Source organism: Streptomyces sp. NPDC007901 (assembly GCF_042959465.1).
Taxonomy (GTDB): Bacteria; Actinomycetota; Actinomycetes; order Streptomycetales; family Streptomycetaceae; genus Streptomyces.
Genome location: NZ_JBIBKW010000001.1, coordinates 188,719 through 202,645, shown reverse-complemented (window position 1 = coordinate 202,645; position 13,927 = coordinate 188,719). Strand labels below are relative to the sequence as shown.

The window sequence follows — 13,927 nt, the reverse complement described above, 5'->3', positions numbered from 1 at the left end:
AGAACTTCCATGAAACGCACCGCGATCGCCGCCTCGGCGGCCCTCCTCCTGCTGCCCCTTTCCGCCTGCGGCGGCAGCGCCGCGGCAGGCGACGGCAAGACGGTCACCGTCACCGTCGGCTACCAGTCCAAGACCATCAACACCGTCACGGCGGGCACCCTGCTCCGCGCCCTCGGCTATTTCGAGCAGCAGCTCAACGCCCTGCACGACGGCCACACGTACAAGGTCGACTGGCAGGACTACGCCACGGGAGCCCCGATCACCGCGCAGATGACCGCCGGGAAGATCGACATCGGCTCGATGGGCGACTTCCCGCTGCTGCTGAACGCGGCCCGCGGCAAACAGCTCGGCCAGCCGACCCACCTGGTCTCGGTCACCGGCTACAACCTGCGCGGCGGCCTCAACACCGTCGTCACCGCGCCCGACTCCAAGCTCACCTCGCTGACGGACCTGAAGGGCAAGAAGGTCTCGACGAGCATCGGCTCCGCCGCCGACGGCACCCTCGTCCGCGCCCTCCAGCGTGCCGGTATCGACCCGGACAAGGGCATCTCCAAACTCAACCAGCAGCCCGCGGTGGGCGCTTCGGCCCTGTCGGCGGGCAGCGTGGACGCGCTGTCCCAGTTCGTGGCCTGGCCGGGCCTGCTCGCGTACCAGGGCAAGGCGAAAGCCCTGTACGACGGCGCCCAGCTGGACCTCCCCACCTTTCACGGCGTCACCGCCCGTGAGGGCTTCGCCAAGCAGCGGCCTGCCGTCCTGGAGGCCTTCCTCAAGGCGCAGGCCGAGGCCACCGACTACCTCGACGCGCACCCGGTGACCGCCGCGGAGAAGGTCGCCAAGGCCACAGGGCTGCCCGCCGAGGTCGTCTACCTCTACAACGGCGCCCATGGCATCGCCACCTTCGATCCCGCCGTCAAGCCCGAGCTGGTTTCCGCCCTGAAGCAGGACGTGTCGGTCCTCAAGGCCGCCAAGTTGACGGGTGACGTGGATGTGGACGCGTTCGTCGACGACCAGTACGTGAAGAAGGCCCTGGGCAGCTCCGACTACGCCAAGCGGCTCGCCGCCGCACCGTCGGCGGCCGCGAGCGAGGTGTGGCCCAAGGGGAGCGAGAAGACGACGAGCTTCGGCTCCCCCGAGGAACTGCTCGCCTACGTCGCCAAGCACAGCGGGGACATCCGCGCCGCCTACGTCCCCGACGCCACGACCGGCACCCTCTGGTTCGCGGACAAGGCGGTGTGGGTGGCCGACGGCGAGCAACTGTTGCCCTTCGTGACACAAACGACCGCGAAGGCGTACGTGGAAGCGCACGGTGGCACGCAGGTCGTCGGTTACGCCGACGCGTTGCGGCGGGCGTCGTGAGCCGGTACGTCCTGCGGGTGGTGTCGCTGGCCGCCGCCCTCGGGGTGTGGCAGTTCCTGACCAGTCTGAACGTCGATCTGTGGCTACGTTTCTCGCAGTTCCCGACCGTCGCCGACGTCGCTCGCGCTTTCGCGGACCGGGTCTCCGGCGGCGACTACTGGACCGACCTCAGCGACAGCCTCACCCGCATCCTCACCGGTTTCGTGCTGGCAGCCGTCCTGGGTGTCGCGACGGGCGTTCTCGTGGCCCGCTCGCGCCTCGCCGAGGATCTGCTCGGCCCGGTCCTGGAGGTGATCCGGCCGATCCCGGCGATCGCTCTCGTGCCCGTCGCGATCCTCCTGTTCCCCTCCGATGAGCAGGGCATCGTCTTCATCACCTGCACCGCCGCCTTCTTCCCGGTCATGGTCTCCACCCGGCACTCGGTGCGGGCCCTCACCCCGGTGTGGGAGGAGGCGGTGCGGACCATGGGCGGCGGCCGGTGGCGGATCCTGGGTTCGGTGGTGCTGCCGGGGGCGCTTCCCGGCATCTTCGGGGGTCTGTCGGTCGGTATCGGTGTGTCGTGGATCTGTGTGATCTCCGCCGAGATGATCTCCGGTCAGTACGGGGTCGGTTACCGCACCTGGCAGGACTACACGATCGTCAACTACCCCGGAGTGTTCGTAGGGATGGTCACGATCGGGGTGCTCGGCTGGGTGACGTCCACGGCGGTCGAGCTTCTCGGCCGGCGTCTGACCCGTTGGCTGCCCCGGACGTCGTACGTGCCCGGCGGCCGGGCCCGCACTCCGGTGTCCGGCGTCCCCGCCGTCCCGGTCGCAGTGCAGGCCGACGGTGATTCCCAGAAGCAGGCCGATGCCCAGCAGCAGGGCCGCGGCGACACCGATCAGGAGGCGCGCGATGAGCACTTCGTCTGAGGTGGCTGTACCGGCGGTGGTCGCGGCGCCGGAGGCCGCGCGGGGCGCCCGGCTCACGTTCGACGGGGCGGTGCTCGGCCGTCCGGACGCCCCGGTGCTGCACGATGTCGCGTTGGATGTCCGGCCGGGCGAGATCCTCACGGTCGTCGGTCCGTCCGGGTGCGGGAAGTCGACGTTGTTGCGGACGTTCGCCGGGTTGCTGGCTCCGCTGGCCGGGGCGGTGTTCCAGGACGGTGCCGCGGTGACCGGGCCGTCGGCCGACCGGGCGCTGGTCTTCCAGGAGGACGCGCTGCTGCCCTGGCGCTCGCTGCGCGGCAATGTCGAACTGCCGCTCGCCATCAAGGGAGTCGCGCGTTCCGAGCGCCGGTCGCAGTCTGAGTCCTGGCTGGCCCGGGTCGGACTGGCCGCGCAGGCCGGGCAGTTGCCGCACCGGGTGTCGGGCGGGCAGCGCCAGCGGGCGCAGTTGGCCCGGGCCCTGGCCGGTTCGCCTCGGGTCGTGCTGATGGACGAGCCGTTCGGGGCGCTGGACGCCCAGACCCGTTCCGGCATGCAGGACCTGCTGGTGGAGGTGTTGCGCGGTACGGGCGCGACCGTTGTCTTCGTCACCCATGACGTGGACGAGGCGCTTTTCCTCGGCGACCGGGTCGCCCTGCTCGCCTCCGGCCGGGTCGCGTCCGTGCGGGACGTTCCGCGTCCGCGTGAACGCGGCGCCCTCGACGACCCGGCTCGCGCGGCCCTGCGCCGCGCTGTCCTCTCCTCGCTCGGCATCTGAAAGGCATCCCGGTGACCACCCCCGCGAACGCCCCCTCGCCCACTCCCCTGGCCATTCCTGACGTCGCCGACGCCGAGGAACTGACCTGTGACGTCCTTGTCGTCGGGGGCGGTACCGCCGGCACCATGGCCGCGCTGACCGCCGCCGAGCGCGGTGCGAACGTGCTGCTCCTGGAGAAGGCCCACGTCCGGCACTCCGGGGCGCTCGCCATGGGCATGGACGGTGTCAACAACGCGGTCGTCCCGGGCCGCGCCGAGCCCGACGACTACGTCGCCGAGATCACCCGCGCGAACGACGGGATCGTCGACCAGTCCACGGTCCGGCAGACGGCGACGCGTGGTTTCGCCATGGTCCAGCGCCTGGAGTCGTACGGGGTCAAGTTCGAGAAGGACGAGCATGGCGCGTACGCGGTCCGCCAGGTGCATCGCTCCGGTTCGTACGTACTGCCGATGCCGGAAGGAAAGGATGTCAAGAAGGTCCTGTACCGGCAGTTGCGGCGTCGTGAGATGCGGGAGCGGATCCGTATCGAGAACCGGGTGATGCCGGTGCGGGTGCTGACGGCGGCGGGGCGCGCGGTGGGGGCGGCGGGGTTCAACACCCGTACGGGAGCGTTCGTCGTCGTCCGCGCGGGAGCGGTGATTCTCGCGACCGGTGCGGCCGGACGGCTCGGGTTGCCCGCCTCCGGGTACCTGTACGGGACGTACGAGAATCCGACCAACGCCGGTGACGGTTACGCCATGGCCTACCACGCGGGCGCCGAGCTGACGGGGATCGAGTGCTTCCAGATCAATCCCCTGATCAAGGACTACAACGGGCCGGCGTGCGCGTACGTCGCCAATCCGTTCGGGGGTTACCAGGTCAACCGGCACGGTGAGCGGTTCGTCGACTCCGACTACTGGTCGGGGCAGATGATGGCCGAGTTCGCCGCCGAGGTCGCCTCCGACCGGGGCCCGGTCTACCTGAAGCTGAGCCACCTTCCCGAGGAGTCGGTCTCCGCTCTGGAGTCCATCCTGCACTCCACCGAGCGGCCCACCCGTGGCACTTTCCACTCCGGGCGGGGGCACGACTACCGGACCCATGACGTCGAGATGCACATCTCCGAGATCGGTCTGTGCGGCGGCCACTCCGCTTCCGGGGTCCGGGTCGACGACCACGCCCGTACGACCGTCCCCCGGTTGTACGCCGCCGGTGACCTGGCCTGCGTCCCGCACAACTACATGATCGGCGCGTTCGTCTTCGGTGATCTGGCCGGTGCGGACGCCGCCCAGTACTCGGCGTACGAAGGGGAGTTGCCGGCCGGCCAGGTGCGTGAGGCGCACGAGTCGATCTACCGTCCGCTGCGCAACCCGGACGGCCCGCCGCAGCCCCAGGTCGAGTACAAGCTGCGCCGCTTCGTGAACGACTACGTGGCTCCGCCGAAGTCCGGGGCCCGGCTCTCCCTCGCTCTGGAGTCCTTCGAGCGGATGCGGGAGGACATCGCCGCCATGGGTGCCCGGACTCCGCACGAGCTGATGCGGTGCGCCGAGGTCGGCTTCATCCGTGACTGCGCGGAGATGGCCGCTCGTGCCTCCCTGGCCCGTACGGAGTCCCGCTGGGGTCTCTACCACGACCGGCTCGATCACCCCGAGCGTGATGACGCCTCCTGGTTCCACCATCTCGATCTGCACAAGTCCCCCTCTGGTGCGATGGAGTTCACGGCTCGTCCCGTGGCTCCGTATCTGGTGCCGGTCGAGGAGTTCACCCCGGTCGGCGGTCCGTCCCGGTACATCGGCGAGGTGCGTGCGCTGGATATGGCGACGGCGGGTGCGCGTGACGTGCCGCCGGTCGCCACCGGGCCGGTGGCGGCCTCCGCTGCCGCGCGGCCCGTCGAGTCCGACCGGGCCGAGCCGGCTTCGCCGCGTCTGCTGGAGCTCCTCGCCCTCGCCGAGGAGGAGCCCGAACTCGCCGCCCTTGAGCCCTATTTGGCGGACCGTGACGCCTCGGTGCGTCGTACCACCGTGTCGGTCCTGACGGAGACGGCTCCGCCGGGTACCGGCCAGGCGCTGGCGGGTGCGCTCGCCGACGCCGACGCCGGGGTGCGTTCGGCCGCCGCCTCCTCGCTGCGTGAGCTGGTGGAGACGCTGCCTCCCGAGCCGGCGCTGCGCGATGCCCTGGCCGCCGCGCTCGCGGTGGCCGACCCCGTCGTCCGGGCGGCCGCGCTCGACGTGCTGCGGGCGCTGCGCCTCGGCGACCCCGGCTTGTTCGCCGCTTCCCTGTCCGACGTCGATCCGGCGGTCCGGATCGAGGCGGTGCGGGCGCTGGTCTCGGTGGACGCGGCCGCTGCTCTGGCCCGCGCCGTCGCCGACCCGTCACGGGAGGTGCGGGTGATGGTGGCGAAGGCTCTCGGCACGGTGGGGTCCGCCGGCTCCGGGGCCGCCCCGGAGAGGGACGGCGTTGTGGATGCCCTCACCACGCTCACCGGCGATGTGGACGTGCTGGTCCGGGGTGCGGCGTACGAGGCTCTCGCGGGCGTCGGCTGCCCACCGCCGCTGGCCGAGGCGGCCGTGGCCGCGTCGGCGGACCCCGCCTGGCAGGTGCGCGTCGGTGCCGCGAGGGCGTTGGGCGCCGCCGGTGCCGCCGTGGCGGTGCCCGCCCTCGCCAAGGTCCTCGCCGACCCGAACGCCGACGTCCGTAAGGCTGCCGTCCTCGCTCTGACCCGGCACGCCGGTGTCGAGGAGGCCCGCGCGGCCCTGGCCACGGCGACAGCGGACTCGGACGCGGACGTCAGGGCGTATGCGGCGAGGGGGCTGTAGCCGGCTGTCGGCTGCCGGGCGACCGCCCCGCTCCTTATATCCAGTCCTCCGGTTCCGGCTCCGCGTCCATCTCGGGCCAGTGGTCCTCGTCCCCGGCTGCTGCTGTGGGCGCGGGGGCCGGGGCGGGCGGGGTGTTCAGGGAGGCCAGGACGCCGAGCACGCCCTCGCCGTAGGTCATCAGCTTCTTCTCGCCGACGCCGCCGACGGTGGCCAGTTCGGCGATCGACTCGGGGCGGCGGCTGACGATCTCCCGCAGGGTGGCGTCGTGGAAGATCACGTATGCCGGTACGCCCTGCTCGCGGGCCTGCTCGGCCCGCCAGGCGCGCAGTGCCTCGAACGCGGGGAGCAGGTCCTCGGGCAGCTCTGCCACGGCCGCCTTCGCCTTGCCCTTGCCGGACCCGGAGGACCCGGACGTCCCGGAGGACCGGGAGACCACCGGCTTCTTGGGTTCCTTCCGCAGCGGGACGTCCCGTTCGCGCCGCAGTACGGCCCCGCTGGCCTCGGTCAGCACGAGGGTGCCGTACTCGCCCTCGACCGCGAGCAGGCCCTGGGCGAGGAGTTGCCGGACGACGCCCCGCCATTCGCCTTCTTCGAGGTCGGTGCCGATGCCGAAGACGGACAGCTGGTCGTGGTCGAACTGGATGACCTTGCCGGTGCGCTTGCCGAGCAGGATGTCGACGATCTGGACGGCGCCGAACTTCTGCCCGCGTTCGCGCTGGAGTCGTACCACTGTGGAGAGGACCTTCTGGGCGGCGACGGTGCCGTCCCAGGTCTCGGGCGGGGTGAGGCAGGTGTCGCAGTTGCCGCAGCCCGCGGGGTCGGGGTCCTGGCCGAAGTAGTTCAGCAGCTGCCCGCGGCGGCACTGGGCGGTCTCGCACAGAGCGAGCATCGAGTCGAGGTGAGCCTGGGCGCGGCGCCGGAAGGCCTCGTCGCCCTCGCCGGACTGGATGAGCTTGCGCTGCTGTATGACGTCGTTGAGGCCGTAGGCCATCCAGGCGGTGGAGGACAGTCCGTCACGGCCGGCGCGGCCGGTCTCCTGGTAGTAGCCCTCGACGGACTTGGGCAGGTCCAGGTGGGCGACGAAACGGACGTCGGGTTTGTCGATGCCCATGCCGAAGGCGATGGTGGCGACCACGACCAGGCCGTCCTCGCGCAGGAAGCGGGACTGGTGGGCCGCGCGGGTGCCTGCGTCGAGGCCGGCGTGGTAGGGCACGGCCTCGATGCCGTTGCGGCTGAGGAATTCCGCCGTCGACTCGACGGACTTGCGGGAGAGGCAGTAGACGATGCCCGCGTCGCCCTCGTGTTCCTGGCGGAGGAAGGCGAGGAGCTGCTTCTTCGGGTCGGCCTTGGGGACGATCCGGTACTGGATGTTGGGCCGGTCGAAGCTGGCTTCGAAGTGCCGGGCGGCCGGCATGTGGAGTCGCTGGGTGATCTCCTGGTGGGTCGCGCGGGTGGCGGTGGCCGTGAGCGCGATGCGCGGGACGTCCGGCCAGCGCTCGCCGAGCAGGGAGAGGGCGAGGTAGTCGGGGCGGAAGTCGTGACCCCACTGGGAGACGCAGTGTGCCTCGTCGATGGCGAAGACAGCGATCTTGCCGCGGGTGAGCAGGTCCAGCGTGGAGTCCAGGCGGAGCCGTTCCGGGGCCAGGTAGAGCAGGTCGAGCTCGCCGGCCAGGAACTGGGCCTCGACCACGCGTCGCTCGTCGAAGTCCTGGGTGGAGTTGATGAAGCCGGCGTTCACGCCGAGGGCGCGCAGGGCGTCCACCTGGTCCTGCATGAGGGCGATGAGCGGTGAGATCACGATGCCCGTACCCGGTCTGACCAGGGCGGGAATCTGGTAGCACAGTGATTTTCCGCCGCCGGTCGGCATGAGGACGACGGCATCGCCGCCCGCCACCACATGCTCGATGATCGCTTCCTGCTCGCCTCGGAAGGCGTCGTATCCGAAGACCCGGTGCAGCGTGGCCAGTGCCTCGCTGTCCGCCGGTCCGTGCGCCTGTGGCGCCCCCGGCGTCTCGGTCGTACCTGGCATCTCGTCGGTCCCGCCCGTCCCGCCCATCGTCGTGTCCCCCGTACGTCGTCCCTCGACCACTGCCTCCACGATAGGGGTCCGGACCGACAGCGCCCGAGTTATCCACAGGCTGCCCGTCCGGGAGGGGGGCGTGGGTGCGGGTTCTTGCGCGGTGTCCCTCGTCCGGAGGTGTCCTCCGTACCAAGGTGTCCACCGTCAGAGGTGCCCTCAGCCCTTTGGCGGTCTCCGCGTGGCGGCCGGGAAGCGGCGGGGGCCATGCTGCACGGGCGGGACCGGGGAGGCCCGTGCTGTACGGAGGCGTCGCGTTCGCGTGCCTCGTCCGCCCCAAGGAGCTTCACGATGTCTCTCAGGTCCCGCACTGCCGGCGCCGTTCTGGCGCTGGCCGTGCCGTTCGCTCTGGCCGCGGTGCCTGCCGGCGCGGCTCCCGTCCCCGATCCCGATCCCGATCCGTTCGTGTGGGCGGATCTGACCCCGACGTACACGGCGACGGCGGACTACCAGTACGAGCCGTTCGCGATCACGGACGGGTACACCCGCGCCGGCACCTGCGACCGGACCGCCCTGGGCGGGGCGGGCTACCACTACGTCAAGAAGGCCAACGTGGGCGGTCTCGATCCGGCGGAGCCCGCGGGTCTCCTCTACGAGACCGACACCGACGGTGGCCGGGCGTTGGTGGCGGTGGAGTGGATCGTGCCGGCCGGGACCGGATCGACCGCGCCGACGTTGTTCGGGCAGACGTTCCAGGGGCCGGGGACGGTTCCCGGTGTCGACGGGGCCGTGTACACGCTGCGGGCCTGGATCTGGAAGGACAATCCGAGCGGCCTGTTCGCGCCGTGGAATCCGACGGTGACGTGCCCGTAGGCCCGAGCCGCACGCGCGCGTGGGCCCCGGTTCCCGTGCGGGGAACCGGGGCCCACGGCTGTGGGCGGACGACTCAGCGCACGAACACTCCGGCCTGGCTCGCCAGGTCCAGGAAGTACTGCGGTGCCACGCCGAGGACGAGCGTGACCGCGACGCCCAGGCCGATCGCCGCCATGGTCAGCGGTGACGGCACGGCGACCGTGGGGCCCTCGGGCCTCGGCTCGCTGAAGAACATCAGGACGATCACACGGATGTAGAAGAACGCGGCGATCGCCGACGAGATCACACCGATGACGACCAGCGGGGCCGCTCCGCCCTCGGCCGCCGCCTTGAACACGGCGAACTTCCCGGCGAAACCGGAGGTGAGCGGGATACCGGCGAAGGCCAGCAGGAAGACGGCGAAGACGGCGGCCACCAGCGGGGACCGGCGGCCGAGCCCCGCCCACTTGGACAGGTGGGTCGCCTCGCCGCCCGCGTCGCGCACCAGGGTGACCACGGCGAAGGCGCCGATGGTCACGAAGGAGTACGCGGCGAGGTAGAAGAGGACGGAGGACACGCCGTCCTTCGAGGTCGCGATGACACCCGCGAGGATGAATCCGGCGTGCGCGATCGACGAGTACGCCAGCAGTCGCTTGATGTCGGTCTGGGTGATCGCGACGATCGCGCCGCCCAGCATGGTGATGATCGCGACGCCCCACATGACGGGCCGCCAGTCCCAGCGCAGGCCGGGCAGGACGACGTACAGGAGGCGCAGCAGCGCGCCGAAGGCGGCCACCTTGGTCGCGGCGGCCATGAAGCCGGTGACCGGGGTGGGCGCGCCCTGGTAGACGTCGGGTGTCCACATGTGGAAGGGGACCGCGCCGACCTTGAAGAGCAGGCCCATGACGACGAGCGCGGTGCCGACCAGGAGCAGCGCGTCGTTGCCCATGGTGTCGGCGAGGGCCGGGTCGATGTTGGTGACGGTGCCGTCGACGACCTGGGCGATCGTGGAGTACGACACGGAGCCGGCGTAGCCGTACAGCAGGGCGATGCCGAACAGGGTGAACGCGGAGGCGAAGGCGCCGAGCAGGAAGTACTTGACGGCGGCTTCCTGGGACATGAGGCGCTTGCGGCGGGCGAGCGCGCACATCAGGTAGAGCGGGAGGGAGAAGACCTCCAGGGCCACGAAGAGCGTCAGCAGGTCGTTGGCCGAGGGGAACACCAGCATGCCCGCGACGGCGAAGAGCAGGAGCGGGAAGACCTCGGTGGTGGTGAAGCCCGCCTTCACCGCGGCCTTCTCGCTGTCGCTGCCGGGGACGGAGGCGGCCTGGGCGGCGAAGGAGTCGACGCGGTTGCCGTGGGCTGCCGGGTCGAGGCGGCGTTCGGCGAAGGTGAACAGGGCGACGAGGCCGGACAGCAGGATCGTTCCCTGGAGGAACAGGGAGGGTCCGTCGACGGCGATGGCGCCCATGGCGGCGATGTGTGCCTTCGTCGTGCCGTAGCCGTCCGCGGCGAGCGCGACGACCGCCGCGAAGGCCGCGCAGAGGGCTACCGCGGAGACGAAGACCTGTGCGTAGTAGCGGTTCTTGCGCGGGACGAACGCCTCGACCAGCACTCCGACGATCGCCGCGCCGACGACGATCAGGGTGGGCGACAGTTGCCCGTATTCGATCTTCGGCGTGGGGATCTTCGAGATCGGTTCGGCCGCGGTTGTCCACAGGCTGTGGACGGCTGTTGCGCTCACTTGGCCGCCTCCACCTCGGGCTTGGGGTCGGTCTTGTGTACGTCCGACATGGTCTGTTTGACCGCCGGGTTGACGATGTCCGTGACGGGCTTCGGGTAGACGCCCAGGAAGATCAGCAGAACGATCAGCGGGGCGACCACGACGAGTTCGCGTGCCTTCAGGTCGGGCATCGCGGAGACCTCCGGTTTCACCGGGCCCGTCATCGTCCGCTGGTAGAGGACGAGGGTGTAGAGCGCGGCGAGGACGATGCCGAAGGTGGCGATGATCCCGATGGCCGGGTAGCGCGTGAACGTGCCGACCAGGACCAGGAACTCACTGACGAACGGGGCGAGGCCGGGCAGGGAGAGCGTGGCCAGGCCGCCGATCAGGAAGGTGCCGGCGAGCACCGGGGCGACCTTCTGCACACCGCCGTAGTCGGCGATGAGCCGCGAGCCGCGCCGGGAGATCAGGAAGCCGGCGACGAGCATCAGCGCGGCCGTGGAGATGCCGTGGTTGACCATGTAGAGGGTGGCGCCGGACTGGCCCTGGCTGGTCATCGCGAAGATGCCCAGGATGATGAAGCCGAAGTGCGAGATCGACGCGTAGGCGACCAGGCGCTTGATGTCGCGCTGGCCGACGGCGAGCAGCGCGCCGTAGATGATGCTGATCAGGGCGAGGACGAGGATGACCGGCGTCGCCCACTTGCTGGCCTCCGGGAAGAGCTGGAGGCAGAAGCGGAGCATCGCGAAGGTGCCGACCTTGTCGACGACCGCGGTGATGAGGACGGCGACCGGGGCGGTGGACTCCTGCATCGCGTTGGGCAGCCAGGTGTGCAGCGGCCACAGCGGCGCCTTCACCGCGAAGGCGAAGAAGAAGCCGAGGAACAGCCAGCGCTCGGTGCTGGTGGCCATGTGCAGTGTGCCGTTCGCGCGGGCCTGCGCGATCTCCGCGAGGGAGAAGTTCCCGGCGACCACGTAGAGGCCGATCACCGCGGCCAGCATGATCAGGCCGCCGACCAGGTTGTAGAGGAGGAACTTCACGGCGGCGTACGACCGCTGGGTGGACGCCGTCTCCTCGCCGTGCTCGTGGGCGCGGTCGCCGAAGCCGCCGATGAGGAAGTACATCGGGATGAGCATGGCTTCGAAGAAGATGTAGAAGAGGAAGACGTCGGTGGCCTCGAAGGAGATGATCACCATCGCCTCGACGGCCAGGATCAGGGCGAAGAAGCCCTGGGTCGGCCGCCACCGCTTGCTGCCGGTCTCCAGCGGGTCGGCGTCGTGCCAGCCCGCCAGGATGATGAACGGGATCAGCAGGGCCGTGAGGGCGAGGAGCGCGACGGCGATGCCGTCGACGCCCAGTTCGTACCTGACGCCGAAGTCCGCGATCCAGGCGTGTGATTCGGTGAGCTGGTAGCGGGCGCCGTCCGGGTCGAAGCGGACCAGGACGACGATCGCGAGGACCAGGGTGGCGAGCGAGACCAGCAGCGCGAGCCATTTGGCGGCGGTGCGCCGCGCGGCCGGTACGGCGGCCGTGGCGACCGCGCCGACGGCCGGGAGCGCCGCTGTCGCTGTCAGCAGAGGAAAGGACATCGGTATCAGACCGCCCTCATCAGCAGGGTCGCGGCGACCAGGAGGGCAGCGCCGCCGAACATCGAGACCGCGTACGAGCGCGCGTAGCCGTTCTGGAGCTTGCGCAGCCGGCCGGAGAGTCCGCCGACGCCCGCCGCGGTGCCGTTGACGACGCCGTCGACCAGGGTGTGGTCGACGTACACCAGGGAGCGGGTGAGGTGTTCGCCGCCGCGGACGAGGACGACGTGGTTGAAGTCGTCCTGGAGGAGGTCGCGGCGGGCCGCGCGGGTGAGCAGCGAACCGCGCGGGGCGGCGGCCGGGACGGGACGGCGGCCGTACTGGAGGTAGGCGATGCCGACGCCGATGACCAGGCAGACCATGGTGGCGCCGGTGACGGTGGCGGCGCTGAGCGGGGAGTCGCCCTCGCTGTGGCCGGTGATCGGCTCCAGCCAGTGCAGGAAGCGGTCGCCGATGCTGAAGAAGCCGCCGGCGAGGACCGAACCGACCGCCAGGACGATCATCGGGATGGTCATGACCTTCGGGGACTCGTGCGGGTGCGGCTCGTGGCCGTGCTCGTCGGGCTGCCAGCGCTTCTCGCCGAAGAACGTCATCAGCATCACGCGCGTCATGTAGAAGGCGGTGATGGCCGCACCGACCAGGGCGCAGGTGCCGAGGATCCAGCCCTCGGTGCCGCCCTTGGCGAACGCCGCCTCGATGATCTTGTCCTTGGAGAAGAAGCCGGACAGGCCGGGGAAGCCGATGATCGCGAGGTAGCCGAGGCCGAAGGTGATGAAGGTGACCGGCATGTACGTGCGGAGGCCGCCGTACCTGCGCATGTCGACCTCGTCGTTCATGCCGTGCATGACGGAACCGGCGCCGAGGAACAGCCCGGCCTTGAAGAAGCCGTGCGTCACCAGGTGCATGATCGCGAAGACGTAGCCGATCGGGCCGAGGCCGGCGGCAAGCACCATGTAGCCGATCTGCGACATGGTCGAACCGGCGAGCGCCTTCTTGATGTCGTCCTTGGCGCAACCGACGATCGCCCCGAACAGGAGGGTGACCGCGCCGACGACGGTGACGACCAGTTGGGCGTCCGGGGCCGCGTTGAAGATCGCTCCGGAGCGGACGATGAGGTACACGCCCGCGGTCACCATGGTCGCCGCGTGGATGAGGGCCGAGACCGGGGTCGGGCCTTCCATGGCGTCCCCGAGCCAGGACTGCAGCGGTACCTGGGCGGACTTGCCGCAGGCGGCGAGCAGGAGCATCAGGCCGATCGCGGTGAGCTTGCCCTCGGAGGCGTCGGTGGCGTGGTCGAGGACCGGGCCGAAGGCGAACGTGCCGAACGTCGTGAACATCAGCATGATCGCGATCGACAGGCCCATGTCGCCGACCCGGTTGACCAGGAAGGCCTTCTTGGCCGCCGTGGCCGCGCTGGGCTTGTGCTGCCAGAAGCCGATCAGCAGGTACGAGGCGAGACCGACGCCCTCCCAGCCGACGTACAGCAGCAGGTAGTTGTCGGCGAGGACGAGCAGCAGCATCGCCGCGAGGAACAGGTTGAGGTAGCCGAAGAAGCGGCGGCGGCGCTCGTCGTGCTCCATGTACCCGATCGAGTACACGTGGATGAGCGAGCCGACGCCGGTGATCAGCAGGACGAACGTCATGGACAGCTGGTCGAGGCGGAAGGTGACGTCCGCCTGGAAGCCCTCCACCGGCACCCAGGTGTACAGGTGCTGCATCAGGGTGCGGTGTTCGGGGTTCTTGCCCAGCAGGTCGGCGAAGAGGATCACGCCGAACACGAAGGACGTCGCCGAAAGGAGCGTGCCGACCCAGTGGCCCACCGCGTCCAGGCGGCGGCCGCCGACCAGGAGGACGGCCGCTCCGAGCAGGGGCGCCGCGATCAGCAGCGCGATCAGGTTCTCCACGATTCAGCGACCCC

9 protein-coding genes are annotated in these 13,927 nt (G+C 70.4%); 5 read left to right on the top strand and 4 right to left on the bottom strand.

From position 1 onward, the window contains the following. The first annotated feature begins 9 nt into the window (after positions 1–9). Genes ACFZDK_RS01035 through ACFZDK_RS01020 form a run of 4 tightly spaced genes read left to right on the top strand, consistent with a single transcriptional unit; the run spans position 10 to position 5,831 of the window. Positions 10–1,356 carry an ABC transporter substrate-binding protein gene (locus ACFZDK_RS01035; RefSeq protein WP_390968539.1) on the top strand — a complete coding sequence of 449 codons (1,347 nt, stop codon included), beginning with the start codon at positions 10–12 and terminating at the stop codon, positions 1,354–1,356. Next, complete coding sequence (locus ACFZDK_RS01030; protein WP_390968537.1) at positions 1,353–2,267, top strand: ABC transporter permease subunit; 915 nt, start codon at positions 1,353–1,355, stop codon at positions 2,265–2,267. The genes ACFZDK_RS01035 and ACFZDK_RS01030 overlap by 4 nt, the downstream gene beginning before the upstream one ends. After that, positions 2,251–3,039: an ATP-binding cassette domain-containing protein gene (locus tag ACFZDK_RS01025; protein WP_390968535.1), complete on the top strand. Its 789-nt coding sequence runs from the start codon at positions 2,251–2,253 to the stop codon at positions 3,037–3,039. The genes ACFZDK_RS01030 and ACFZDK_RS01025 overlap by 17 nt, the downstream gene beginning before the upstream one ends. Positions 3,040–3,050: 11 nt before the next feature. Beyond that, positions 3,051–5,831 carry a fumarate reductase/succinate dehydrogenase flavoprotein subunit gene (locus ACFZDK_RS01020; protein WP_390968533.1) on the top strand — a complete coding sequence of 927 codons (2,781 nt, stop codon included), beginning with the start codon at positions 3,051–3,053 and terminating at the stop codon, positions 5,829–5,831. 34 nt (positions 5,832–5,865) lie between these two features. Here ACFZDK_RS01020 and recQ read toward each other — a convergent pair whose 3' ends face one another. After that, positions 5,866–7,887, bottom strand: a complete 2,022-nt coding sequence (gene recQ / locus ACFZDK_RS01015) for a DNA helicase RecQ (protein ID WP_390970030.1) — start codon at positions 7,885–7,887, stop codon at positions 5,866–5,868. A 312-nt stretch (positions 7,888–8,199) separates the two neighbouring features. Here recQ and ACFZDK_RS01010 point away from each other — a divergent pair, with 312 nt between their 5' ends. Further along, positions 8,200–8,721, top strand: a complete 522-nt coding sequence (locus tag ACFZDK_RS01010; RefSeq protein ID WP_390968531.1) for a hypothetical protein — start codon at positions 8,200–8,202, stop codon at positions 8,719–8,721. 73 nt (positions 8,722–8,794) lie between these two features. Here the strand turns inward: ACFZDK_RS01010 and nuoN are convergent, their stop codons facing one another. The 3 genes from nuoN to nuoL are packed head-to-tail and all read right to left on the bottom strand — an operon-like array spanning position 8,795 to position 13,913. Next, the gene (gene nuoN / locus ACFZDK_RS01005) at positions 8,795–10,444 is read right to left on the bottom strand and encodes an NADH-quinone oxidoreductase subunit NuoN (protein WP_390968529.1); all 1,650 of its coding nucleotides are present in this window, start codon (positions 10,442–10,444) and stop codon (positions 8,795–8,797) included. After that, entirely contained in the window at positions 10,441–12,012 is a 1,572-nt protein-coding gene (locus tag ACFZDK_RS01000) for an NADH-quinone oxidoreductase subunit M (RefSeq protein WP_359210333.1), read from the bottom strand. The genes nuoN and ACFZDK_RS01000 overlap by 4 nt, the downstream gene beginning before the upstream one ends. Positions 12,013–12,017: 5 nt before the next feature. Then, complete coding sequence (nuoL, locus tag ACFZDK_RS00995) at positions 12,018–13,913, bottom strand: NADH-quinone oxidoreductase subunit L (RefSeq protein ID WP_390968526.1); 1,896 nt, start codon at positions 13,911–13,913, stop codon at positions 12,018–12,020. Positions 13,914–13,927: the final 14 nt, after the last annotated feature.